We start from the raw sequence: 24,788 nt of genomic DNA, 5'->3' as shown, positions 1-24,788 counted from the left end.
TCAAGGATGGGCCCACGAGGCCCTTCGCGCACGCGGACTCGCGGGATCCGCAAATGCCCCGGGAATGGCGACAGAGGTTGTCGGGATTCGCTGCCAATGTGTGGTCCATGAGCGAAGACAAGGCACTCACGGGCAAGGTCGCGCTGGTCGCCGGGGCGACGCGGGGCGCGGGACGGGCGCTGGCGGTGGCGCTGGGCGAGCAGGGCGCGACGGTCTACGCGACCGGGCGGACCACGCGGACGCAGGTCAGCGAGGTCGGGCGGACGACGGAGACGATCGAGGAGACGGCGGAACTGGTGACCGCGGCGGGCGGCGAGGGCATCGCCGTACCGACGGATCACCTGGAGCAGGAACAGGTGAAGGCGCTCATCGAGCGGATCGACAAGGAGCAGGGGCGGCTCGACGTCCTGGTGAACGACCTGTGGGGCGGGGAGCACCTGATCCAGTTCGAACAGAAGATGTGGGAGATCGAGCTGGAGCGCGGGCTGCGGATCCTGGAGCTCGGCGTGAAGAGCCACATCATCACCAGCTATTACGCGATGCCGCTGCTGATGCGGACCGGCAATGCGCTGCTGGTGGAGATCACGGACGGCACCGCCGAGGGGAACGAGGCGTACCGGGGCATGTTCTTCTACGACCTCGCGAAGAACGCGCCGATCCGGATGGCGTTCAACCTGAGTCATGAGATCAAGGAGTCGGGCGGCACGGCGGTGTCGGTGACGCCGGGGTTCATCCGGTCCGAGCAGATGCTGGAGACCTTCAAGACCACGGAGGAGACCTGGCGCGACTCGGTGGGGAAGACGGCGCCGGCGGAGTTCGCCCTGTCGGAGTCGCCGTATCTCGTGGCCCGCGGGGTCGCGGAGCTGGCGGCGGATCCGGAGCGGGCGCGCTGGAACGGGCAGTCGCTCTACAGCGGGCAGCTGGCGAAGGAGTACGGCTACACGGACACGGACGGCACGCTGCCGGACAGCTGGCCGTTCTTCACGAAGCTGATGCGGGGTGAGGACGCCGGGGACCCGGAGTCCTACCGCTCGCGCCCGTAGACAGCCGCCCAGCGGGCCGCCGCCTCCGTGAACCGCTCGCGGAGCGGCGGCGGCCCGAGCACCTCGGCTTCCGGGCCCAGCGCCAGAAGCTGCGTGTACGCGACGTCCAGGGACTCCACCCGCAGGTTCACCGTGATCCGGCCGCCGGGGTCCGGGCGGCTTGCCGCCAGGGCCTCCTCCGCTGCCGCGCGGTCGGTTACGTACCGGAGGCGGCCCGCGCCCGTCGCGGTCAGGCGGAGTGTCACCTCGGCGTGCAGGATCGAGCGGGCGAAGGCGGCGGATCTTTCCGCCCAGAAGGCCGGGAGGTCAAAGTCCTCGTCCCGGTCGAAGCGTTCGGCGGCGGGCTCGACCGACTCGAAGCGGTCGACGCGGTAGACCCGGGAGTCGCCGTCCACCCGCGCCACCACGTACCAGACGCCCGCCTTCAGCACGAGCCCGTACGGCTCCAGCTCCCGGGCCACCGGCTCCGCCTCCTGGCGCCGCCGGTACGTCACGGCGAGCCGCCGGTCGTCCCACACCGCCTCCGCCACCGGCGGCAGCAGCTCGGGCGTCTCCGGCTCCTGCCACCAACCCGGCGCGTCCAGGTGGAAGCGCTGCGCCGCGGCCGCGGGGGCGTCGCTCAACTCCGGCTGCAGCGCCGCCGACACCTTCAGCCGGGCCGCCGAGGCGACGTCGGCCAGGCCCATCTCGCGCAGTGCGCCGGGGACGCCGGAGAGGAAGAGGGCCTCCGCCTCGTCCCGGCCGAGGCCGGTGAGCCGGGTGCGGTAGCCGCCGACGAGGCGGTAGCCGCCGATGCGGCCGCGGTCGGCGTAGACCGGGATGCCGGCCTCGCTGAGCGCCTGCACGTCCCGCTGCACGGTCCGCTCGGTGACCTCCAGCCGCTCGGCGAGCTCGGCGGCGGTCATGGAGCCGCGGGACTGCAGCAGCAGGACCAGGTGGATCAGGCGGGCGGCACGCATGGGGCCATCATGCCGGGATGGGCTCGGCATGGAAGCATGCAGGTGGGTGCAGGGGTACTGGTACGCGTCGCCAGGCGGTCCGGAGCCGCTGCGCTGCTAACGTCCAGTCAGTTCCGCACGTAAGACAAAAGGTTCACTATGTCGTCCATCGAGTCGCGCGAGCGGTGGGGCAGCCGGACCGGGTTCCTGTTCGCCGCCATTGGCTCAGCGGTAGGACTCGGCAACATCTGGCGCTTCCCCGCTGTCGCATACGACAACGGCGGGGGCGCCTTCCTGCTGCCCTATCTGCTCGCCCTGCTGACGGCGGGTCTGCCGCTGCTGATCATGGAATACACGGTCGGCCGGCGCTACCGCTCCTCGCCTCCCGGCGCATTCCGCCAACTGGCCCGCCCCGCCGAGTTCATCGGCTGGTGGCAGGTCGCCATCTGCTTCGTCATCGCCGCGTACTACGCGGTGATCCTGGCCTGGGCGGTGCGCTACATCGGCTTCTCGTTCACCGAGAAGTGGGGCAAGGACCCCGAGGGCTTCTTCTTCGGGGACTTCCTGCAGGCGTCCGACAAGGCGGGCGACTTCAGCCACTACGTCTCGGGCGTGACCTGGCCGCTCATCGCCATCTGGCTGGTCACGATCGCCATCCTCGTGCTCGGCGTGCGCCGCGGCATCGAGGTGGCGAACAGGATCTTCATTCCGCTGCTGCTGGTCTTCTTCCTCGTCCTCGTCGTGCGCGCCGTGACGCTGAGCGGTGCCGGCAAGGGCCTGGACGCGCTGTTCAAGCCCGACTGGTCGGCCCTGACCGAGGGCAGCGTATGGGTGGCCGCGTACGGCCAGATCTTCTTCTCGCTGTCCATCGGCTTCGGCATCATGATCACGTACGCCTCCTACCTCGGCCGCAAGTCGGACCTGACCGGCTCGGCGCTGGTGGCGGGCTTCGCGAACAGCTCCTTCGAGATCCTGGCGGGCATCGGCGTCTTCGCCACCCTGGGCTTCATGGCCTCGCAGAGCGGCACCGACGTCAGCGAGGTGGCGTCGTCCGGGATCGGGCTGGCCTTCGTGGCATTCCCGCAGATCATCTCGAGCATGCCGCTGGGCGGCCTGTTCGGCGTGATGTTCTTCGGCTCGCTGGCGATCGCGGGGCTCACCTCGCTGGTGTCGATCGTGCAGGTCCAGGTGGCGGCCGTGGAGGACCGCACCGGGCTGTCCCGGCTGACGTCGGTGCTGCTGGTCGGCGGCCTGCTGACGGTGGTGTCCGTGCTGGCGTTCGCCTCGGACGGCGGCATCCATCTCCTGGACGCCGTGGACCACTTCATCAACCAGTACGGCATCGTGCTGTGCGGGCTGGTCTCCGTGGTCGTGGTCGCCCTGCTGCTGCGCAAGCTGCCGCTGCTCCGGGACGACGCCAACAACACGTCCGCGGTGCGGGTGGGCAAGCTGTGGCTGATCTGCCTCGGCGCGGTCACCCCGCTGGTGCTGGTCTGGATGATGGTCGACAGCCTCCGGACGGAGCTGGAAGAGAACTACGCCGGCATGCCGTCCTCTTTCCTCGCCTGGGCCGGCTGGGGCGTCGCGGGCGCGGTGCTGGTGTTCGGCGTGCTCGCCGCGCTGGTGCCGTGGAAACACCACGGCGACATCGGCGGCCGGGCGCCGGACGCGGAGCCGGTCGAGGACGAGTTGGGCCAGGACCTGGGAGGCAGGATCTGATGTCGGGCAGCGCCATCGTGATGCTGATCGTGGCGATCGTGATCGTCTGGGGCGGCCTGGTCGGCGCCCTGCTGAAGCTGCGCAGCCACCCCGACCCGTTGGAGTGACGGGTTCTCCAGCCCGGCGCCGGGACGCGGCAAGCGGCCAGCGCACCAAGTCTTTCCCGGCGCCGGGCTGGAGGGGGGAAGGTGCGTTACGAGTGAAGCGCGTACTCCGGATCGAGGGGAGGGTGTGAACCGGGGCAACCAGTGTGCGCATTCATCACGCTCCGTAAGCGGATCAGGGGTACGGTGGATTCTCGTCGGGACATCCACGGGACTTCGCGTATGGAACCGAACCTGCTGTTCGCGGCGGTGCTGGAGGAGGCGGGATTCAGCCACGCCGGGCTGGCTGCACGCGTCAATGAAGCGGGACGCAGCCGCGATATCACCCTGCGTTACGACCATGCCTCGGTGCTGCGCTGGCTGCGCGGGCAGCGCCCGCAGGACCCCGTGCCCGAGGTGCTCTGCGAGGTCTTCGGCCGGCGGCTGCGGCGCACCGTACGGGCCGCGGACATCGGCCTCGCCGGCCCGCGCCCGCGCGCGGACGATGCCGCGCCGGGGCGGATGGCGGCGCTGTGGCAGGCGGACGGCCGCGGCTCGGAGCGGCTGCTGACGCTGCAGCCGGAGTGGGGTCCGGGGGCGCTGCTGCCCGTATGGCAGTGGCGGCGGGCGGATGCCCTTGCGCTGGGGGAGGAGGGCGATCCGCGGCTGCCGGGGGCCGCCCGGGAGCACTACGAGCGGATGTACCGGCAGGTCGGCGGGGTGGCGACGCGGCTGCGGGTGGTGTCGTATCTGTCGGCCGAGGTCGGGCCGCTGCTGCGCACCGGACAGGACGGCGCCGACGGGCGGCTGTTGAGCCGCTCGGCCGGCTCCCTCGCCGCGCTGGCCGGGGTGTGCGCGTACGACTCGGACCTGCACGGCCTCGCCCAGCGCTACTTCACCCAGGCGTTACGGCTCTCCGCCCGCGCGGGCGACCGGCCGCTGGGCGCGTACGCCATCGGCCTCATGGCGCAGCAGGCGCTCACGCTGCGGCACTACAGCCAGGCGCTGGCCTGCACCGACGCCGCCCTCGACGGCGATCCGCGGTGGCTCAGCCCGGCGCTGGCCACCGATGTGTACGCGATGCGCGCCAAGGCGTACGCCGCTCAGGGCGACGCCGCGTCGGCGCGGGCGGCGGCGCGGGCCGCGCAGGCGATGGCCGCGCTGATCGGATCGCGGGCCGAGCCCGCCGAGACCGACTATGTGGAGCGCGGGCGGGTGGAGGCGCTGCTGGCGGAGACGTTTCTCGGCCTCGGCGAGCTGTGGCAGGCCCGGCTGCACGCCGAGCGGGCGGCCGCCGCCGACGGGCACACCCGCGGCCGGGTGCACCGGCTCGCGGTGCTGGCGCGGGTGCGGCTGCGGCAGGGCGAGCCGGAGGAGGCGGCGCGGCTGGTGGCGCCCATGCTGGCCGCGGGGACCGGCATGGAGTCGACGCGGCTGCGGGACCGGTACCGGCTGCTGCGGCGGGAGCTGGGGGGATATGACGCCGCCATATCCCGATCCGCCGTGGAGCGGATAGACGAGGCCCTCCGCATTCCCCTCTGACGGGTTTTGGTGCTGACAATGGCTTGAACAAGTCGGTGGCACCCGGGGGCGGTATGCGATGGACTCAGCACAGCGAAGTAACGGTCTACGAGAACCCGTATCTGCGGGTGAACCTGGCCGATGTCGAACTGCCGGACGGGCGCCGGCTCGACCACTATCTGGTCCGGCTGCCGGCCGTGGCCATGGCCACCGTCGTCAACGAGCGCGATGAGGCACTGCTGCTCTGGCGGCACCGCTTCATCACCCAGAGCTGGGGCTATCAGCTGCCCTCCGGGATGGTCGACGCCGGCGAGGACATCGCCGCCGCCGCGGCCCGGGAGCTGGAGGAGGAGACCGGCTGGCGGCCGCTGGGCCTCAAGCATCTGATGACGCTGGAGGCCGCCAACGGCATCACCGACGCGCGGCACCACATCTTCTGGAGCGACCGGGCCGCGTACACCGGGGAGCCGCGCGACGCCTTCGAGTCGGACCGGCGGGCGTGGGTGCCGCTGGCCGACGTGCCCGAGCTGCTGCGCTCCGGCAAGCTGCGCGCGGCCGCCACGGTGGCGGCACTGCTGCGGCTGCGGCAGCTCAGTCAGGCCGGCCGCCATGCCGGTCGAGGTGCTCGTCGAACCGTCCGGAGAGTACCGACAGATCGCCTGAGAGGCGCGTGAGCTCCTCGCGTACGGTCTGCTCGCCCTCGTCGGGGGAGAGTTCTATGAGGGAGTCGGCGAGGCGTACCAGCTGCCGATTGGCCCGCCAGAGCCAGCGCAGCAGCACTCCGGCCGCGGCGACCGCTCCGCACAGGGTGCCCAGGGTCAGCAGGACCTGCATGGATCCACTTCCGTTCCGTAGCTGGGCGCTGGCCGGTCCCTGCCTGAGGAGCTCACAAGTCTAGCTTCCTCACGGGTAGTTGTCGGCCGTTCAGCTCAAAAAGTGAGCCTGTCGCGGTGCTTCGGATTGCGGCATGATGGCGACCATGGGGCAGGATTGGGGCCGGCTCGGCAAGGCGCTCGCGGGGGCGCGCGCCGCCGCCGGGTGGACGCAGGCGGAGCTGGCGGAGCGGATCGGCGTGACCCGTACCGCGGTCCAGTCCGTCGAGCGGGGTGTGAAACGCGCCAAGGTCACCGGCACGATGCGCAGTTACGCCCACGTCGTCGGCTGGTCCGAGACCTCGATCGAACAGGTGCTCGCAGGCGGAGAACCGGTCCACGGCGGCGCCGAAGCCGCAGGTGAACTCCCGCTGCGCATCGTCGAGGCGCTGCGCGCCGAAGGGCCGCTGCTGGACGCCGCGGTGCTCAACCTCCCCGACAACGAAGACCCGCAGGGCCGCATTGTCGTGGTCGTGAAGGGCCGCCCCGATATCACCCCTGACCAGCTCAAACAGGCCCTCAGCGCCTGGGAGCGCACGCATGACGCGCTGCGCGATGTGACCCGGGGCGACAACGGCTGAAAAGAGCCGGGAAGGCTCGTACCGGAAGCCTGCATTTATGCTTGCATGTACCTGACGAGCAAGCGGCCAGCGCTCGGAAGACCGACCGGGAGGACCCGATGCCGGTCCGGGTGCTGCTTGTATCCGACGCTCCAGAGGCCGTCGCCGCCTGGATAAGACAGCGCGACGGGAACATCACGGTGTATCTGGCAGCCACGCACTTCGACGAAACGAGCAAGCGGCGGCTGGAGGAGCTCTTCGACTCCCCGCAGCCGCCGCCGATTACCGCTGCCGTCAGGCGAGGCCGTACTTCTCCGCCGCCTTCTTGACCGTCTCCTGCTTCACCTCGCCGCGCCGCGCCAGCTGCGCGAGCGCCGCGACGACCACCGACTGCGGGTCCACGCCGAAGTGCCGGCGGGCCGCGTCGCGGGTGTCGGAGAGGCCGAAGCCGTCGGTGCCGAGGGACGTCCAGTCCTGCTCGACCCACTGGCTGATCTGGTCGGGAACCTGCCGCATCCAGTCGGATACGGCGAGGACCGGGCCCGGTGCGCCCTCCAGGGCACGGGTGACGTACGGGACCCGATCCTCTCCACGAAGCTGCGCCGCGTCGCAGGACAGGGCTTCCCGGCGCAGTTCCGACCAGGACGGGGTGGACCACACGTCGGCGGACACACCCCACTCATTGGCGAGGAGCTGCTGGGCTTCGAGGATCCAGTGGATGGCGGTGCCGGAGGCGAGCAGCTGGATGCGCGGGGCGTCCGGGGCGCTGTGCTCCGACTCCTTGAAGCGGTAGAGGCCCTTGACGATGGCCTCTTCCGATACGCCTTCGGGCAGCGCGGGCTGCACCTTGGGCTCGTTGTAGACGGTCAGGTAGTAGAAGATGTCCTCGGCGTTCTCGCCGTACATCCGCCGCAGGCCGTCCTTGACGATGGCGCCGACCTCGAAGGCGAAGGCGGGGTCGTACGCCAGCGCCGCCGGGTTCGTCGAGGCGATCAGCGGCGAGTGGCCGTCCGCGTGCTGCAGGCCTTCACCCGTCATCGTCGTACGGCCCGCGGTGGCGCCGATGAGGAAGCCGCGGCCGAGCTGGTCGGCGAAGGCCCACATCTGGTCGGCGGTCCGCTGCCAGCCGAACATCGAGTAGAAGATGTAGAACGGGATCATCGGCTCGCCGTGGGTGGCGTACGCCGTGCCGGCCGCGGTGAAGTCGGCCATCGAACCGGCCTCGGTGATCCCCTCGTTGAGGATCTGACCGTCCTTGGCCTCCTTGTAGTAAAGGAGCTGGTCGCGGTCGACCGGGTCGTAGGTCTGGCCCATCGGCGAGTACATGCCGGCGGTCGGGAAGAGCGACTCCATGCCGAAGGTGCGCGCCTCGTCCGGGACGATCGGCACCCAGCGCTTGCCGGTCTCCTTGTCCCGCATGAGGTCCTTGACCAGGCGCACAAAGGCCATGGTCGTGGCGATCTCCTGGGTGCCGGAGCCCTTGCGGAGGGCCTCGAAGGGCTTCTCCTGCTGGTCCGGCAGCACCACCGGGTGCACCCGGCGGGTCGGGGCCGGGCCGCCGAGCTCGGCGCGCCGCTCGTGCAGATAGCGGACCTCGGGGGAGTCCTGGCCCGGGTGCCAGTACGGGACGAGGTCGTCGTCGAGCGCCTTGTCCGGGATGGGGAGCTCCAGCAGGTCCCGCATGGCGCGGAACTCCTTGCCGGTGAGCTTCTTCATCTGGTGGTTGGCGTTACGGGACTCGAAGCCCGGGCCGAGGGTCCAGCCCTTGACGGTCTGGGCCAGGATCACCGTCGGCGCGCCCTTGTGCTCCAGGGCCGCGCGGTAGGCCGCGTAGACCTTGCGCGGCTCGTGTCCGGCGCGGGAGGTGTGGAAGCACTCGGCGATCTTGTCGTCGCTGATCAGCTTCGCGAGCTCCTGCAGCGCCGGCTCGGCGCCGAAGAAGTGCTCGCGGATGTACGGGACGTCGCGGGTCGCGTACGTCTGGAACTGGGCGTCCGGGACCTCGCGCAGGCGCCGTACCAGCGCGCCGGTGGCGTCGAGCTGGAGCAGCTCGTCCCAGGCGGAGCCCCAGAGCGACTTGACGACATTCCAGCCGGCGGCGCGGAACTGGGCCTCCAGCTCCTGCACGATCTTGAAGTTCGGGCGGACCGGGCCGTCGAGGCGCTGCAGGTTGGCGTTGATGACGAAGGTGAGGTTGTCGAGCTGCTCGCGGCCCGCGAGGGCGAGGGCGGCGGTCGACTCGGGCTCGTCCATCTCGCCGTCGCCGAGGAAGGCCCAGACGTGGCTGCCCGAGACGTCCTTGATGCCGCGGTTGGTCAGGTAGCGGTTGAAGCGCGCCTGGTAGATCGCGGAGAGCGGGCCGAGGCCCATGGAGACGGTCGGGAACTCCCACAGCGTCGGCAGCCGGCGCGGGTGCGGGTAGCTCGGAAGGCCGTCGCCGCCGGCCTCCTGGCGGAAGCGGTCGAGCTGGTCGGCGGAGAGCCGGCCGTCGAGGAAGGCGCGGGCGTAGATGCCGGGGGAGGCGTGGCCCTGGATGTAGAGCTGGTCGCCGGAGCCGTCCCCCTCCTTGCCGTGGAAGAAGTGGTTGAACCCGGTCTCGTAGAGCCAGGCCGCCGAGGCGAAGGTGGCGATGTGCCCGCCGAGGCCGTAGCGCGACCCGCGGGTCACCATGGCGGCGGCGTTCCAGCGGTTCCAGGCGGTGATCCGCGACTCCAGCGCCGGGTCGCCGGGGAGGGCGGGCTCGGCTCCGGTCGGGATCGAGTTGACGTAATCCGTCTCCAGCAGGGCGGGCAGCTCCAGGCCGGGGTCGGCCTGGGCGTGCTGCAGGGTGCGGCGCAGCAGGTACTTCGCGCGCTGCGGGCCGGCCGCCTTGTTGACGGCGTCGAGGGACTCACGCCATTCGGCGGTCTCCTGGGGGTCGCGGTCCGGCAGCTGGTCGAGCTCGCTCGGACGCTTCTGTACGGCATCGGTCATGCGATCGACTCTAAGTCTGATCGATGATCGATCAAAGACCAGGTGACAAATTGGCATCCAGTGCCCGTGTACATGGCACGGAGTGTCTGAGAAATGTCCGGGAATGGGGCCGGTCGGGCCCTGGGCAGGGCTGGGGTCCTTTTCTAGGATCCTGTCGCTCTTATCGCTCTATCCCGAAGGATGTCCGACGTTGCGTAAGCCTGCCCTCATAGCCGCCGCCGGCGCTGCCACCCTGGCCGCCGGCCTGCTGCCCTTCCTGGTCACCTCGTCCGCCGACGGCGCCGAGCCCCGCTCGGCGCTGAAGACCCGCGGCGTCCAGTACGACGCGCCCGGCCGGGACGACAACCGCTGCGTCGGTGGCAACACGAAGAACGAGTATCTGACGATCAAGAACTACTCGCCGACGCTGACCGTGAACCTCAAGAACTACCTGGTCAAGGACGCGGCCGGGAACCAGTTCCGGTTCACCGCGACCCACCACCTGCAGCCCGGCGACTATGTGAAGCTGCGCGGCGGCAACGGCACGGACTCCGACGGGGGCAACGTCGTGTACCGCGACAACTGCAACTTCATCTGGAACAACGGCGGCGACACGATCTACCTCTACAAGCCGTCGGGGCCGATCTCCGACAGGCACTCGTACCGGAGCAGCGACGACGGCAACCGCGACGGCTACATCCGCTTCCACTGAGCCGAAGGCTCACCTGCGCGGGGCGCACCCCAGCACGTGGGTCTTCACCAGCGCGGCGATCTCCGGATCGCCGCGCCGGAAGGCGTCCACGACATCCTGGTGCTCCTCCGCGTACGACTCGTGATGGGTGCCGAGCCACCGGATCGACAGCGACGTGAAGACCTCGATGCCCAGGCCTTCCCAGGTGTGCAGCAGCACACTGTTCCCCGCCGCCCGCACCAGCTCGCGGTGGAAGGCCACCGTGTGCCGCACCTGCGCCTCGCTGTCACCCGCCGCGTCCGCCTCCCGCAGCGCGGCGACGTGCGGCTCCAGGGCGGATACGTCCTGCGCGAGCCGCGCCGCCGCCAGCTCCGCCGCGATCTGCTCGAGCCCGGCACGTACCGGATAGATCTCCTCGAGATCGGCGGCGGTGAGATCGCGGACGCGAACGCCCTTGTTCGGCGACGACTCGATCAGCCGCAGCGACTCCAGCTCGCGCAGCGCCTCCCTGACCGGGGTCTGGCTGACCTCCAGCTCGGTCGCGATCCGCCGCTCCACGATCCGCTCGCCCGGCTTCCAGCGCCCGCTGATGATCCCCTCGACGATGTGCTCGCGGATCTGCTCGCGCAGGGAGGAAGGGTGGAGGGCGGGGCTGGTCGTCATGGGCTCATTATTGCGGCTGCGCGCGCAGATGCGCTGTGGCGGGCAGCACCGTAACGCCGGTGCCACCCGCCACGGCCGAGCGTTCAGTGCTCGTGCGGCTCCCCGTTGTAGTCGGGCGTCCGCAGCCGGTCCGGGGTCAGCGGGCTCATCGCCGTCACATCGCGCGGGGCGATCTGGAAGCCCTGCCAGTGCGCCGGCATCGGCGTCTGGTCCTCGTCCCGCGGGATGTGGTGGAAGCCGACGTTGACCCAGGCGACCGGCCGGGTCAGCCGCTCGCCGTTGACGAACTTCGGCACCGTGTCGGCGCACCGGCCGCCGAACTCCCGGTTCTGGTTCGGGTACTTCTCGCACTTCTTGTCCTGCGTGAAGTACACGTCCTTGCCGGTGAAGGCGCGCCCCGTATAGCGGGCCGGGTTGTGGTGCACGATCTCCCACGACCGCGGATGCCCGTCCGCGTTCTTGCCCGCCTTGCTCACGACCCGCCACCAGCGGTACGACGACGAGTTGCCGGATGTCTCGGTGCCGACCGTCTTGTGGCTGGTGCTCATCTTCGGCGGGTCGCCGCCCGCGTTCTTGGTGCCGAACTGCTCGATCCGCTGCCCGTACGAGCCGTCCGGCTGGAACTGCAGCCGCCAGAAGATGTTGTGCTGGTGGCTCGTCGCCTTGTCCCTGCTGCCCTTGCCGAGCGGCATGCCGGTCTTGTCCGAGGCGTCGTAGTCGGTGGGCGAGAGATTGCCGGTCGCGCCGGCCTTGGGCGTGATGGTGCCGTCGTCGGAGAAGTTCCACTGCACGACGTACTGGTAGTAGCCCGCCGAGTAAATCGCGTACACCGCCAGGTCCGTGCCCTGCCCCGAGTCGTCGTGCGCCGGGTTCTCGTACACATCCCCGCTGTCCCCGTGATAGGCGAAGCCGCGCGACTGCGTGGTCACGCACAGGGCGCTGACGGTCCCCACCTCGGGGTCGGCCGACTTGATCTTACGGATCGTGCCGCCCGGGCAGTCCGCCGGCTTCAGCTTCTCCGGGTAGCTGCCGAGGCTCTCCTCGGTGACGTCGTTGTACTCATTCTTGCCGTTGTCGTAGGGCACATGGATCTGCGCCATCCGGCCGCTGGCCAGCACCTTGATGGGCTTCGGCTCGCCCTTCGGCTGGTACGTGACGTCCTCCAGGACGAGCCCGGCGTACTCGTTGTTGTGCCAGCACATCTTCCAAGTGGTGCCGCCGGGCAGCTTCTTCTCGATCGTCGAGGACGCCGAGCAGTCCTGTGCGGGCGGCGGCGCCTGCGGGGCCGCGTTCGCCGCGCCCTGGGCGGCGGCCACCGGCAGCAGCGGCAGCAGCAGTACGGCCGCGGCCGCGCCGAAGCGAAGGTTTCTCTTGCGGTCAGGCACGGTGCACCTTCCGGTCGCTGAGGTCGATGACGTACTGCCGGGTCTCGATCCACGGGCCGCCCTTGACCCGCGTGAACAGCCGCACACAGCGGTGCTCACCGCACTCCCGCAGCTCCGCGGGCGCGCCCGGGCCCGCCTTGTACGTCCCGCCCCTGACCTCCAGCTGGCCGACCTCGGTGAGCGCCTTGCCGGTGGCCGCGCGGTAGTCCTGGCTCAGCCCGTCCCCGAGCGCCTGGTCGCCGATCAGCAGCTTCGCTGCCTCCTTGGACTCGCGCGGGCTGGGCGGCGGCTGTGCGCCGCGGGCGACCTCGGTGTCGGTCACCTTCCGCGTGGCCAGGTCGACGGTCTTCACCACCAGGCTGTTGTCCGTGTAGTCGTAGAACGTCACCTCGGCCGTGCGGTCGTCGGTGTCCTCGGCGAGCGCGGACGTGAGGAGCTGCGGGTCGCCCGCATGCCCGGTGACGTCCTTGCTCTCGGTGCGCAGCGGCCGGTCGCCGCTGAGCGCGGCCCGCACGGCTGTCTCCCGCTCCGCGTCGGTGAGCGGGTCGCGCCCGGTGCCCCGGTCCTGGGCCGGGGCGGGCGCCACGTACCGGCCGGGCGCGTTGCCCGGCGCCTCCGCCACCGGCCCCGGCATGCCACCGGCCGACGACCCGGTCCCCCGTGCCGGGCCGTCGCCGGTGGCGCTCATGGGCCAGGTGATGGCCGTGACGACGGCGACACCTGCGGCGGCGACGCCCACCTGCACCGCGAGCTTGCGCAGGTTGCGGCGGGCCGTCGACGAATCCCCCGATTCCTCCATGTCCCCCATCTGCTCCCCCTCGTGCCGATCTCACTGGTCTTGTTCAAGGACGAGTTGATCGGCTGCGAGGTTGTTCGGCACCCCCGTTTCACCAGGCCGAACAATCCCACTAGCCTGAGCCGCAGGGGGAACGGGGGAGTTGTTTTGGGGCGCAGGGAACGGCCGGTCGACCCGGCCGCGGGTCCGGTGCAGCGGTTCGCGTACGAGCTGCGGAAGCTGCGCGACGAGGCGGGGCTGACCTACCGGCAGCTCGCCGCCAAGTGCGAGTTCTCGGTCACGACGCTGTCGCAGGCCGCCGCGGGCGAGAAGCTGCCGTCGCTGCCGGTGGTGCTGGCGTACGCCCGCGCCTGCGGCGGCGATCCGGCCGACTGGGAGCGCCGGTGGCGGGAGGCGGACGCGGACGAGGCGGCCGAGCCGCCGTCGGAGGACGCCGGGGCCGAGCCCCCGTACCGCGGCCTGGCCCGCTTCGAACCGGCCGACCAGGAGGCCTATTTCGGCCGCGAGCAGCTCACCGAGGATGTGGTGGAGCTGGTCCGCGGCCACCGCTTCGCGGCCGTCTTCGGCCCGTCGGGCAGCGGCAAGTCCTCGCTGCTGCGGGCCGGCCTGGTGCCGGCGGTGCGGGCGGAGGGCGCTGCGGCGGTGGTACGGATCCTGACGCCGGGCGAGCATCCGGAGCGGCATGCGGAGGCGCTGGTACCGGCGGCCGGTGACGGGGATACGTACGTCCTGGTCGACCAGTTCGAGGAGGTCTTCACGCTCTGCCAGGACGTGGCCGAGCGGGCCCGCTTTCTCGACCTGCTGCTGGCGGCGCGCGAGCCGGACAGCCGCCTGCGCGTCGTGATCGCCGTGCGGGCCGACTTCTACGGGCGGTGCGCGGAACACCGCGAGCTCGCCGAGGCGTTGCGCGCGGCACAGCTGCTGGTCGGGCCGATGAGCCCGGCCGAGCTGCGGGCGGCGATCGTCAAGCCCGCGGCGGCCGCGAGGCTGATCGTCGAACGGGAGCTGACCGCCCGGCTGCTGTCCGAACTCGACGGCGAGCCCGGCGGCCTGCCGCTGATGTCGCACGTACTGCTGGAGACCTGGCGGCGGCGCCGCGGCCGGGCGCTGACGCTGCAGTCGTACGAGGCGGCCGGCGGCCTGCGCGGGGCGGTGGCGGCCACCGCGGAGCGGGCGTACGGCGAACTGACCGGCGCTCAGGCGGAGGTGGCGCGGCGGATCCTGCTGCGGCTGATCGCTCCGGGCGAGGGCGCGCAGGACACCCGGCGGCCGGTGGACCGGGGCGAGCTGGAGGTCGGCGAGCCGGCGGATGTGCGGCACGTACTCGAACTCCTCGCCCGCGCCCGCCTGCTGACCCTGTCCGAGGACACCGTCGACCTCGCCCACGAGGCCCTGATCGGCGGCTGGCCGCGGCTGGCCGGCTGGATCGAGGAGGACCGCGAGCGGATGCGCGAGCTGCGCCGGCTGACGGAGGCGGCGCAGGTCTGGGAGGAGCTGGACCGGGACGTGGGGGCGCTGTACCGGGGGAGCCGGCTGGGGGCGGCGGAGGAGCGGTTCGGCGGCGCGGAGCACGCGGCCGAACTCACGGCGCGCGAGGCCGCGTTCCTGGACGCCAGCCTGGCGGCGCGGGGGCGGGAGCTGCGCCGCGGGCGCTCGCTCGCCGCCGTGCTGGGCACGCTCGTGGTGCTCGCCCTGATCGCGGGGGTGATCGCCTGGCAGCAGAACCGCGAGGGCGACCGCCAGCACCTGGAGGCCGAGGCCCGCCGCATCGCCGATGTCGCCGACAGCCTGCGCCACTCCGACCCGGTGGACGCGCTGCGGCTGAGCGTGGCGGCGTGGAAGCTGGCCGAGACCCGCGAGACCAGGGCCGCCCTGCTGGGGGCGTACGCGCAGCGGCAGGAGGCCGCCTTCACGGTGCCGAACGGTAAGGACCCCGGGGCGCAGCACTTCCTCAGCGGCGACGGCCGCACCGTGGTCAGCGCGGGCCAGGACCGGGTGACCCGGTGGGACGCGGTCAAGGGCCGCCGGCTGGGCACGTACAAAGGGCTCGGGGAGCCGGGCTCCGACGCGATGGTGTCGATGGCCGCGGACGGCCGCACCATGGCGCACACCAAGGACGAGCCCGGCATCGAAGTGCGCCGGCTGGGCGGCGACGGTGCGCCCGGGAAGACGACGACGCTGAAGTCCGATGCCATCGACGCCGCGCTCAGCCTCAGCGGGCGGCTCGCCGTCGTCACCGAGGACATGGACAGCCCGGCCGAGCTGAAGGTGGTTCCCACGTCCGGCGGGAAGCCGCTGCTCACCCGCAAGGTGGGCGGAGAGCAGACCACCTTCGACGCGATCAGCCCCGACGACCGGCAGCTGGCCCTGTGCCTCGACGGCGGACCACTGGAGCTCTGGGACCTGCGCAAGGAGCGGAAGCTGCCGCTGCGCGGCGACCTCGGGGAGTGGGCGGCCGAGGTAGCGAAGACGAAGAAGGGGTGCGATGTGGACTCGGTGTGGCTGGACTTCACCCCGGACGGCCGCACCCTGACCGTGCAGGCGGGCAATGAGCTGCGCGCCTACGACGTCCGCAGCGGCCGCGGCCGGCTGCTGGTCAAGCGCGGCGGGCTGAAGGACACGTACCTGTCGGTGAGCGCCGACGGCTCGATGGCCGCGGGCGTCGTCAAGGACGACATCCTGGTGTGGAAGGCCGGCGACCCCGAGACGCCGGTGCTCAGGTATCCGCTGATGAACGAAGACGTGTCGGACCTCCGTCTGGACATGAAGGCCGGCGTGCTGCGCTACCTCGGCGGGACATCCGGCGGCGTGGTGCGCACCCTGTCGCTCCGCGGGCTGCTGTCCAGGAAGTGGCCGCAGACCTCCTGGGACGAGGCGGAGTTCAGCGCCGACGGCCGCCACTGGGCCGGGCAGCGGCAGCGGTCCGACGGCCGGGTGGAGCTCGCCGCCTTCGACAGCCGCACCGGGCGCCGGGCACCAGGACCGCCGAAGCAGAAGTGCGGCTCCGACTGCTGGGTGCGGATGGCGCTGGACGCGGACGGCCGCACGCTCGGGTACACGACGCAATCGATGCAGGGCGGGCCGGAGGCGGCGGACACGGTCCGGTTGTGGGACCTGCGCCGGGGGAAGCCGGCCGGCAGCCGCAAGGTGGGGCACGGCTGGGGCAGCGAGGTGCGCAGCATGGCCTTCGCCCCGGACGGCAAGTCGCTGCAGCTGGCCTACGTTCCCGAGGGCGAGTACGTGGAGGTCTGGGACGCCCGGCTGCACGACCGCAAGGGGAAGTTCCGCGACGTCGGCGGCGATGTGCTGGCCGGGCACCCGAAGGGCCGGGTGCTGCTCACCGACCAGGGCGAGATCGTCGACCTGCCCTCGGGCAAGGTGCGCTACCGGACGCTGACGCTCGGCACGCCCATGGCCCTCGCCTTCGACCCGGCGGGCCGGCTCCTCGCGGCCGGCGACGACTCGGGCCGGGTCACGCTCTGGAACGGCACGGCCCGGCACCGCCTCGGCACCCTTCCCGGTACGTACGACAGTGCCGCCGGCGGCTCCACGGAACCGGTGTCGGGGCTGGCCTTCTCGCCCGACGGCTCGATGCTCGCGGTGGCGGGCGAGAACGGCACGCTCCAGCTGTGGGACACCGAATCCCGCCAGCCCCTGGGCGGCCCGCTGCCGACCCCCGGCGACAGCGTGCTGGCGGTGTCCTTCGCCCCGGACGGCTCCCGGGTACGGGCGGTGGGCAACGCCACCGGGCTGCGGTCGTACCCGGTGAGCGCGGAGTCCGTGCGCCGGACGGTGTGCGAGCGGGTCGGCAGCGGCCTCTCGCGGGCGGACTGGGAGACGTATCTGCCGTCGGTCGGCTATCGCAGGACCTGCTGAACCCGGCACGTGGGGCGGGCCCGCAGCCCGCCCCACGTGTGTCCGCTGTCCGCGCGCCGCTCAGCTCACCAGTCCGGCTTGCCGTTGTACTTCGGCTTGAGCAGCCGGTCCGGGGTGAGCGGGCTCATCGCCGTCACGTCCCGGGGGACGATCTGGAAGCCCTGCCAGTGCGCCGGCATCGGCGTCTGGTCCTCGTCGCGGGCGATGTGGTGGTAGCCGACGTTGACCCAGAGGATCGGGTGCTTCAGCTTCTCGCCGTTGACGAATTTCGTCACGTTGCCCGCGCAGCCGCGGCCGCCGAACTCCCGGTTGTCGTTCGGATACTTCTCGCACTTCCTGAACTCGGTGAAGTACACGTCCTTTCTGGTGAAGGCGCGTGCGGTGTACCGGGCCGGGTTGTTGTGGACGATCTCCCAGGAGCGCGGATGGCCGTCCGCGTTCTTCCCCGCTGTGCTGACCACCCGCCACCAGCGGTACTGGCTGGAGTTGCCCGACGCCTCCTGCTGGAGGGTCTTGTGGGTGGTCGACAGCCGCGGCACTCCCGTCCGCGGGTCGGTGCCGTCCCGCTTGGTGCCGAACTCCTCGATCTTCGACGTGGGCGAGCCGTCCGGCTGGAAGTCCAGCCGCCAGAAGATGTTGTGCTGATGGCTGGTGGCGCGGTCACTGGCGTCCTTGCCCAGCGGCATGCCGTGCTCGTCCGAGGCGTCGAAGTCGCTGGGGGAGAGGTTGCCGGTGGCCCCGGCCTTCGGGGTGATGGTGCCGTCGTCGGAGAAGTTCCACTGCTGGATGTAGTGGTAGTAACCGGCCGAGTAGACCGCGTACACCGCAAGGTCGCTGCCCTGCGCCGAGTCGACACGGTCGTGGTGTTCGCCGACATCGCCGCTGTTGCCGTGGTACGCGAAGCCGCGGGCCTGCGTCGTCACGCACAGCGCGGGGACGTTGCCCTCGCCCGGCACCCGGATCGGGCGGATGGTGCCGCCCGGGCAGTCCTTCGGCCGCAGCTTCTGCGGGCTGGAGCCGAGGGCGATGTCGGTGACGTCGTTGTACTCCACGATCCCGTCGTCGTACGGCACATGCACCTGCCCGAGGCGCCCGCTGGCCAGCACCTTGATGGGCTTGGACTCGCTCTTCGGCTTGTACGTCACATCTTCGAGCACGAGGCCCGCGGTGCGGCTGTTGTGCCAGCACATCTGCCAGCTGGTGCCGCCCGGCAAGGTCTGGCTGATGGCGGCGGCGGAGCCGCAGCGGGTGGCGGCGGACGGCGCGGCGGGGGCCTGCGGAGCCGCGCCGTGCGCCATGGTGGCGGGGAGCAGCGGCGCGAGCAGCGCGACCGCCCCGATGATCACTCGGAAACGCTTAGTCATGGTGCACCGTCCGGTCGCTGAGGTCGATGACGTACGGACGGGTGTCGATCCACGGGCCGTCCGCGACCCGGGTGAAGAGCGTCACGCAGCGATGCTCCCCGCACTGCTTCAGCGCCGCGGGGGCGCCTGGGCGCGGGCGGTACACCAGGCCCTGCACCTTCAGCTGACCAGCTTCGGTCAACGCCTTGCCGGTGGCTGTGCGGTAGTCCTGGCGCAGGCCGTCGCCCAGCGGGTCGGCGATCAGCAGCTTGGCCGCCTCGGCGGCCTCCGGCGGGCTGGGCGGCGGCTGGGCGCCGCGCGCGGTTTCGGAGTCGGTCACCTTCCCGGAGGTGAGGTTGACGGTCTTCACGGCGAGGCTGTTGTCGCCGTAGTCGTAGAACATGACCTCGGCGATCCGGTCCTCGGTGGCTCCGACGTCCTCGGCGAGCTCCGCGCTGATCAGCTGCGGGTCGCCGGTGCGCCCGGCGACATCCTTGCTCTGGGTGCGCAGCGGCCGGTCGCCGCTGAGTGCCGCCGTCACGGCCGCCTGCTCCTCGTCGGCGGTGAGCGGGTCGCGGCCGGTGCCGGTGGCGCCGGGGGCCGCGGGTGCCACGTAGCGGCCCGGCGCTTCGCGGCCGGGGTGCTGGTGTGCGCCGGCCGCGGGCTCGGCTCCGGCCCCCTGCGCGGGGTCTTCACCCGTAGCGCTGAGCGGCCATGTGATGGCGGCGGCGACGGCAACTCCCGCTAAGGCGATGCCGGCCGGCGTGGCGAAGCGGCGCAGATTGCGGCGCCGCGATGGTCCCCCCATGTCTGTCATGCGTCCCCTTGCGGCTCAAGTGGCGGTTGGGCACCACCAGTTGCCTATGTGACGCTTTGGCTGAGGGCAAGGTTGCGCGGAACCTGACAATCAACTTCCCGGCGCAACGACGGCGCCCCGCCCGGGAAGTCCCGGGCGGGGCGCCGTCGTGCAGCTGTGCTGCTGAGCCTTACAGGCCGAGCTCGGTCTCGAACTCCGCGGCCTCGAGGATCTGCTTGATCGTCGTCAGGTACCGGGCCGCGTCGGCGCCGTCCACCAGACGGTGGTCGTACGACAGGGTCAGGTAGACCATGTCGCGGACCGCGATCGTGTCGCCCAGCTCCGGGTCGGAGATGACGACCGGGCGCTTCACCGTGGCGCCCAGGCCCAGGATGGCGACCTGGTTCGGCGGCACGATGATCGTGTCGAAGAGCGCGCCGCGCGAGCCGGTGTTGGAGATGGTGAAGGTCGCACCGGAGAGGTCGTCCGGGCTGATCTTGTTGGAGCGCACGGCGCCCGCCAGCTCGGCCGTCCGCTTGGCGATGCCGGCGAGGTTGAGGTCGCCCGCGCCCTTGATGACCGGGGTCATCAGGCCCTTCTCCGAGTCGACGGCGATGCCCACGTTCTCCTTGTCGAAGTACGTGATCGTGCCGTCTTCCTCGTTAATCCGGGCATTGATGACCGCGTGGGCCTTCAGCGCCTGGACCGCCGCCTTCACGAAGAACGGCATCGGGGAGAGCTTGACGCCCTCGCGCTGCGCGAAGGAGTCCTTCGCGCGGCCCCGCATCTTCATCATCTTCGTGACGTCGACCTCGACCATGGACGACAGCTGCGCCTGGCCGTGCAGGGCCTTCATCATGTTGTCGCCGATGACCTTGCGGATGCGCGGCATCTTGACCGTCTGACCGCGCAGGGCGTCGGCCTCCAGGGCCGGCGCCTTCTTCGCGGCGGCGGCGGCCGGAGCGGCAGCGGCCGGGGCGGACTTCGCGGCCTCGGCGGCGGCGATGACGTCCTGCTTGCGGATGCGGCCGCCGACGCCGGAGCCCTTGACGGAGCCCAGGTCGACGCCGTGCTCGGCGGCGAGCTTGCGCACCAGCGGGGTGACGTAGGCGCCGTCGGCCGCGGGGGCCGGAGCCGCGGGGGCCGCGGGCGCGGCCGGAGCGGCGGGGGCCGGAGCCGGGGCGGGCGCCGGAGCCGCGGGGGCGGCCGGGGCAGCGGGCGCAGCCGGGGCCGCGGGAGCGGCCGGAGCGGCAGGCGCGGCCGGGGCAGCGGCCGGAGCCGGTGCCGCCGGGGCCGGGGCGGCCGCCGGAGCGGCACCCGCGGCGCCGATGACGGCGAGCTTCGCGCCGACCTCGGCCGTCTCGTCCTCGCCGACCAGGATCTCCAGCAGCGTGCCGGCGGCAGGCGACGGGATCTCGGTGTCGACCTTGTCGGTGGAGATCTCCAGCAGCGGCTCGTCGACCGCGACCTCCTCGCCGACCGCCTTCAGCCAGCGGGTCACGGTGCCCTCGGTGACGGACTCGCCCAGCTCGGGCAGCGTCACGTCGGTGCCCGAGGCGCCACCGGCGGGCGCGGCCGGAGCCGCGTCAGCGGGCGCGGCCGGGGCGGCCGGAGCCTCCTGAGCCGGGGCAGCGGGGGCGGCAGGCGCGGCGGCCGGAGCCGGCGCGGCCTCAGCCGCCGGGGCGGGGGCGGCAGCGGGCGCGCCGCTGCCGTCGTCGATGACGGCCAGCTCGGCGCCGACCTCCACCGTCTCGTCCTCGGCGACCTTGATGGAGGCCAGGACGCCGGATGCGGGAGCCGGGATCTCGGTGTCGACCTTGTCGGTCGAGACCTCGAGCAGCGGCTCGTCGGCCTCGACGCGCTCACCCTCGGCCTTGAGCCAGCGGGTGACGGTGCCTTCGGACACGCTCTCGCCGAGCGCCGGCAGTGTTACGGAAACCGCCATGGTTTCGGTTGCTCCTTAACGGATCGTGCGGACTTCTGCGTGCCCTGGATTAGTCGTGCGAGTGAAGCGGCTTGCCGGCGAGAGCCAGGTGGGCCTCTCCAAGCGCCTCATTCTGCGTCGGGTGAGCATGGATGAGCTGCGCGACCTCGGCCGGCAGCGCTTCCCAGTTATAGATCAGCTGGGCCTCGCCGACCTGCTCGCCCATCCGGTCACCCACCATGTGTACGCCGACGACGGGGCCGTCCTTGACCTGCACGAGCTTGATCTCGCCCGTCGTCTTGAGGATCTTGGACTTTCCGTTGCCGCCGAGGTTGTACTTCAGAGCGACAACCTTGTCGGCGCCGTGGACCTCCTTGGCCTTCGCCTCGGTGATCCCGACGGACGCGACCTCCGGGTGGCAGTACGTCACCCGGGGCACCCCGTCGTAGTCGATCGGCACGACGTCGAGTCCGGCCAGCCGCTCCGCCACCAGGATGCCCTCTGCGAACCCGACGTGCGCGAGCTGCAGCACGGGGGTGAGGTCGCCTACGGCGGAGATGGTCGGGATGTTCGTGCGCTTGTACTCGTCGGTGAGGACGTAGCCGCGGTCCATGGCCACGCCCACCTCCTCGTAACCCATGCCCTGGGACACCGGGCCGCGGCCGACGGCGACGAGCAGCACCTCGGCCTCGAAGGTCTTGCCGTCCGCGAGCGTGACCTTCACACCGTCGGCGGTGTTCTCGGCCTTCTCGAAGAAGGTGCCCAGGTTGAACTTGATGCCGCGCTTGCGGAAGGCCCGCTCCAGCAGCTTCGAGCTGTTCTCGTCCTCGACGGGGACGAGGTGCTTGAGCGCCTCGATGATCGTCACATCCGCGCCGAAGGACTTCCACGCGGAGGCGAACTCGACGCCGATGACGCCGCCGCCCAGCACGATCGCGGACTTCGGCACCCGGTCCAGGACCAGCGCGTGCTCGGAGGTGATGATGCGCTCGCCGTCGGGCACCAGCCCCGGCAGCGACTTCGGCTGCGAGCCGGTGGCCAGCAGAATGTGCCGCCCCTCGTACCGCTGCCCGTTCACATCCACCGAGGTCGGAGAGGACAGCCGCCCCTCCCCGCTCACAAAGGTGATCTTCCGCGAGGCGACCAGTCCCTGCAGGCCCTTGTACAGCCCGGTGACGACCTCGTCCTTGTACTTGTGGACCCCCGGCATATCGACCCCATCCAGGGTCGCCTTCACGCCGAACTGCTCGCTCTCGCGAGCCTGGTCCGCGATCTCGCCGGCGTGCAGCAGGGCCTTGGTAGGGATGCAGCCGCGGTGCAGGCAGGTGCCGCCCAGCTTGTCCTTCTCGATCAGGGCGACGTCAAGACCGAGCTGAGCTCCGCGCAGGGCAGCGGCATACCCGCCGCTACCGCCTCCGAGAACAACCAGGTCGAAAACGGTGCTGGCGTCGTTCGCCACGTCACGTCCTCCATGCGTGTGCGCTGCGCGCGATCGGGGTTCCGACCGGCGCGGCGGCTCTTTTTCATCAGCCGCTGATTAAGCGGGGCCCTGTCCTGCCGAAGCCATCTTCGCACTTGTCGGCGAGTAACGCGGACAGGGGGCGTCTGTCGGACGCCCCCTGAGGTGTACGCGTCAGGCCTCGCCCAGCTCACCCGCCGCCGCCTGCTCGGCGATGCCGACCAGCGTCCGTACGGCCGACCCCGTGCCGCCCTTCGGCGTATAGCCGAACGGCGCGCTCGTGTTGAAGGCCGGACCGGCGATGTCCAGGTGCGCCCAGGTGATGCCCTCACCCACGAATTCCTGCAGAAAGAGCCCGGCGACCAGCCCGCCGCCCATCCGCTCGCCCATGTTCGCGATGTCGGCGACCGGCGACTCCATGCCCTTCTTCAGCTCGGCGGGCATCGGCATCGGCCAGGACTGCTCGCCGGCCTCCTCCGCGATCTGGTGGATCTGAGTACGGAAGACGTCGTCGTTCGCCATGATCCCGAAGGTGCGGTTGCCGAGGGCCAGCACCATCGCGCCGGTGAGGGTGGCGACATCGACGATCGCGTCCGGGTTCTCCTCGGAGGCCCGGGTGAGCGCGTCGCCCAGTACGAGGCGGCCCTCGGCATCGGTGTTGAGCACCTCGACGGTCTTGCCGCTGTACATGGTCAGCACGTCGCCGGGCCGGGTCGCGGACCCCGACGGCATGTTCTCGGCGAGCGCGAGCCAGCCGGTCACATTGGTCTCGATGCCCAGCTGAGCGGCGGCGGAGACGGCGGCGAGCACGGCGGCGGCACCGCTCATGTCGCACTTCATCGTCTCGTTGTGCCCGGCCGGCTTCAGCGAGATGCCGCCGGAGTCGTACGTGATCCCCTTGCCGACAAAGGCGACGGTGGTGTCGGCGCCGGAGCTGGTGTAGCTGAGCTTCACCAGCCGCGGCGGCGCCTCCGACCCCTGCCCGACCCCGAGGATGCCCCCGTAACCGCCCTTGGCAAGCGCCTTCTCGTCCAGCACCTCGACCTTGAAGCCGTGCTCCTTGCCGGCGGCCTGCGCCTTTGCGGCGAAGGCGGCGGGGTCGAGGTCATTGGAGGGGATGTTGATGAGGTCGCGGGCCCGGTTCACCTCGGCGCCGAGGACGACGGCGCGCTGGGCGGCGGCCTTGTGCTCCTTGTCGCGCGGCTTCGCGCCCAGCACGGCGGCCTCGGCGAGCGGCTCCTTGGCGCCGTTCTTCTTGCTCTTGGCGTCCTTGACGCCCTTGCCGTTCGCCGCGTTGCCCGCGCCGCGGTAGGCGGTGAAGGCGTACGCGCCGAGCAGCACACCCTCCGCGATGGCGCCGGTGTCGTCGGCGTCCTCGATAGGCAGCGCGAAGGCCGCCTTCTTGGTGCCGGACAGCGCCCGGGCGGCGGCGCCGGCGGCGCGACGCAGGGCTTCGGCGTCGTAACGCTCACCCTTGCCGGGCTCGGCGCCGAGCCCGGTGGCGACGACGACGGTCGCCTTCACACCGTCGGGCGCCGGAATCTTGGTGACCTCCCCTTCGGCGCCACTGGCACCGAGGGCCTCCAGGACGGGGCCGAGTTTCTTGGCGACCGCGTCGATGCCGCTGCTGGCGACGGTGGGTCCTTTGGGGCCCTTCGCCACGCCTACGACGAGGGCGTCCGCGCGGATGGTGGTGGCGGCGGAGGTGGAGAGGGTGAGAGCAGTCACGGCGATCGGGTGTCCATTTCCGTCTCGAGCGGGAGCGATTCGATGCATCGTACGGTGCGCGCTTCGCGCTTGCTTCGCGGGCATCCTGTGGCTTCGCCACGGATGTCCTCAAGCGCCGGACGGGCTTATAGGTGGGTGGGCCGGTCCGAGTTCCGCGACACAACCGAAAAAGCCCGCTTCGCTAAGACTTTTTCGGCTGCGTCGCTCCACTCGGCCCTCCTCCCGGAGGGAGAGTTCAACCCAGGCGGGCCCAGGGCGACGCCCGACTCGATCCATCCCTCCGGGAGGAGGGCCGAGTGGAACGACGCCGCCGAAAAAACCCAGCACCGGACGGCGGTGGACCACCACGTTTTTTCGGTGGTGTCGTGGAACTCGGCCCGGCCCACCCACCAACAAGCCCATCCGGCGCTTGAGGATTCCGAGCGAAGCTCGGATGCCG

At 71.2% G+C, this 24,788-nt stretch carries 19 protein-coding genes; 8 read left to right on the top strand and 11 right to left on the bottom strand.

All coding sequences use genetic code 11. The features are described from left to right. Positions 1-53: 53 nt before the first annotated feature. Complete coding sequence (locus ACNNMR_RS10550) at positions 54-1,043, top strand: SDR family oxidoreductase (protein WP_419994289.1); 990 nt, start codon at positions 54-56, stop codon at positions 1,041-1,043. On the opposite strand, the gene ACNNMR_RS10545 is transcribed toward ACNNMR_RS10550, so the two are convergent. After that, positions 1,025-2,002 carry a helix-turn-helix transcriptional regulator gene (locus tag ACNNMR_RS10545; protein WP_419994288.1) on the bottom strand — a complete coding sequence of 326 codons (978 nt, stop codon included), beginning with the start codon at positions 2,000-2,002 and terminating at the stop codon, positions 1,025-1,027. The genes ACNNMR_RS10550 and ACNNMR_RS10545 overlap by 19 nt on opposite strands. A gap of 138 nt (positions 2,003-2,140) precedes the next feature. Between ACNNMR_RS10545 and ACNNMR_RS10540 the strand changes: the two genes are divergently transcribed. The 4 genes from ACNNMR_RS10540 (at position 2,141) to ACNNMR_RS10525 (ending at position 5,978) form a co-directional block, all read left to right on the top strand. After that, positions 2,141-3,700 carry a sodium-dependent transporter gene (locus ACNNMR_RS10540; RefSeq protein ID WP_419994287.1) on the top strand — a complete coding sequence of 520 codons (1,560 nt, stop codon included), beginning with the start codon at positions 2,141-2,143 and terminating at the stop codon, positions 3,698-3,700. Further along, positions 3,700-3,807, top strand: a complete 108-nt coding sequence (locus ACNNMR_RS10535; protein ID WP_419994286.1) for a methionine/alanine import family NSS transporter small subunit — start codon at positions 3,700-3,702, stop codon at positions 3,805-3,807. Before ACNNMR_RS10540 ends, ACNNMR_RS10535 begins: the two co-directional genes overlap by 1 nt. 219 nt (positions 3,808-4,026) lie before the next feature. Further along, complete coding sequence (locus ACNNMR_RS10530) at positions 4,027-5,325, top strand: transcriptional regulator (RefSeq protein WP_419994285.1); 1,299 nt, start codon at positions 4,027-4,029, stop codon at positions 5,323-5,325. Between the two features lie 53 nt (positions 5,326-5,378). Then, on the top strand, positions 5,379-5,978 hold the full coding sequence (locus ACNNMR_RS10525) for an NUDIX domain-containing protein (RefSeq protein ID WP_419994284.1): 600 nt from the start codon (positions 5,379-5,381) through the stop codon (positions 5,976-5,978). Here ACNNMR_RS10525 and ACNNMR_RS10520 read toward each other — a convergent pair. Next, positions 5,896-6,138 (bottom strand): hypothetical protein, encoded by a 243-nt coding sequence (locus ACNNMR_RS10520; protein WP_419994283.1) that lies wholly within the window; start codon positions 6,136-6,138, stop codon positions 5,896-5,898. The two genes, ACNNMR_RS10525 and ACNNMR_RS10520, sit on opposite strands and share 83 nt — an antisense overlap. A gap of 145 nt (positions 6,139-6,283) precedes the next feature. On the opposite strand from ACNNMR_RS10520, the gene ACNNMR_RS10515 reads away from it, so the two are divergent. Further along, positions 6,284-6,757: a helix-turn-helix domain-containing protein gene (locus ACNNMR_RS10515; protein WP_419994282.1), complete on the top strand. Its 474-nt coding sequence runs from the start codon at positions 6,284-6,286 to the stop codon at positions 6,755-6,757. Between the two features lie 273 nt (positions 6,758-7,030). Here ACNNMR_RS10515 and aceE read toward each other — a convergent pair whose 3' ends face one another. Then, positions 7,031-9,709, bottom strand: a complete 2,679-nt coding sequence (gene aceE, locus ACNNMR_RS10510; protein WP_419994281.1) for a pyruvate dehydrogenase (acetyl-transferring), homodimeric type — start codon at positions 9,707-9,709, stop codon at positions 7,031-7,033. Between the two features lie 190 nt (positions 9,710-9,899). Between aceE and ACNNMR_RS10505 the strand changes: the two genes are divergently transcribed. After that, complete coding sequence (locus tag ACNNMR_RS10505) at positions 9,900-10,400, top strand: lamin tail domain-containing protein (protein ID WP_419994280.1); 501 nt, start codon at positions 9,900-9,902, stop codon at positions 10,398-10,400. A gap of 9 nt (positions 10,401-10,409) precedes the next feature. Here ACNNMR_RS10505 and ACNNMR_RS10500 read toward each other — a convergent pair whose 3' ends face one another. The 3 genes from ACNNMR_RS10500 to ACNNMR_RS10490 form a co-directional block, all read right to left on the bottom strand. After that, the gene (locus tag ACNNMR_RS10500; RefSeq protein WP_419994279.1) at positions 10,410-11,042 is read right to left on the bottom strand and encodes a GntR family transcriptional regulator; all 633 of its coding nucleotides are present in this window, start codon (positions 11,040-11,042) and stop codon (positions 10,410-10,412) included. An 83-nt stretch (positions 11,043-11,125) separates the two neighbouring features. Next, a complete protein-coding gene (locus tag ACNNMR_RS10495; protein WP_419994278.1) occupies positions 11,126-12,427 on the bottom strand; it encodes a copper amine oxidase in 1,302 nt (433 codons plus the stop codon). Further along, the gene (locus ACNNMR_RS10490; RefSeq protein WP_419994277.1) at positions 12,420-13,235 is read right to left on the bottom strand and encodes a hypothetical protein; all 816 of its coding nucleotides are present in this window, start codon (positions 13,233-13,235) and stop codon (positions 12,420-12,422) included. Before ACNNMR_RS10490 ends, ACNNMR_RS10495 begins: the two co-directional genes overlap by 8 nt. Before the next feature lie 135 nt (positions 13,236-13,370). On the opposite strand from ACNNMR_RS10490, the gene ACNNMR_RS10485 reads away from it, so the two are divergent. Beyond that, on the top strand, positions 13,371-17,099 hold the full coding sequence (locus ACNNMR_RS10485; RefSeq protein ID WP_419994276.1) for a helix-turn-helix domain-containing protein: 3,729 nt from the start codon (positions 13,371-13,373) through the stop codon (positions 17,097-17,099). Between the two features lie 65 nt (positions 17,100-17,164). Here ACNNMR_RS10485 and ACNNMR_RS10480 read toward each other — a convergent pair whose 3' ends face one another. The 5 genes from ACNNMR_RS10480 to ACNNMR_RS10460 all read right to left on the bottom strand — a co-directional run bounded on the left by ACNNMR_RS10480 (position 17,165) and on the right by ACNNMR_RS10460 (position 24,349). Then, positions 17,165-18,463 carry a copper amine oxidase gene (locus ACNNMR_RS10480; RefSeq protein ID WP_419994275.1) on the bottom strand — a complete coding sequence of 433 codons (1,299 nt, stop codon included), beginning with the start codon at positions 18,461-18,463 and terminating at the stop codon, positions 17,165-17,167. Continuing rightward, positions 18,456-19,259, bottom strand: a complete 804-nt coding sequence (locus ACNNMR_RS10475; protein ID WP_419994274.1) for a hypothetical protein — start codon at positions 19,257-19,259, stop codon at positions 18,456-18,458. The genes ACNNMR_RS10480 and ACNNMR_RS10475 overlap by 8 nt, the downstream gene beginning before the upstream one ends. Positions 19,260-19,428: 169 nt before the next feature. After that, positions 19,429-21,183: a 2-oxoglutarate dehydrogenase, E2 component, dihydrolipoamide succinyltransferase gene (gene sucB / locus ACNNMR_RS10470; protein ID WP_419994273.1), complete on the bottom strand. Its 1,755-nt coding sequence runs from the start codon at positions 21,181-21,183 to the stop codon at positions 19,429-19,431. Between the two features lie 49 nt (positions 21,184-21,232). Continuing rightward, complete coding sequence (gene lpdA, locus ACNNMR_RS10465) at positions 21,233-22,621, bottom strand: dihydrolipoyl dehydrogenase (protein WP_419994272.1); 1,389 nt, start codon at positions 22,619-22,621, stop codon at positions 21,233-21,235. 174 nt (positions 22,622-22,795) lie between these two features. Further along, positions 22,796-24,349 carry a leucyl aminopeptidase gene (locus tag ACNNMR_RS10460; RefSeq protein WP_419994271.1) on the bottom strand — a complete coding sequence of 518 codons (1,554 nt, stop codon included), beginning with the start codon at positions 24,347-24,349 and terminating at the stop codon, positions 22,796-22,798. Between the last annotated feature and the right edge of the window lie 439 nt (positions 24,350-24,788).

Source organism: Streptomyces boninensis, from assembly GCF_048572725.1.
GTDB classification, from domain to species: domain Bacteria; phylum Actinomycetota; class Actinomycetes; order Streptomycetales; family Streptomycetaceae; genus Streptomyces; species Streptomyces boninensis.
The sequence above is the reverse complement of the archived record's forward strand: the minus strand, read 5'-3'. Positions and strand labels throughout refer to the sequence as shown.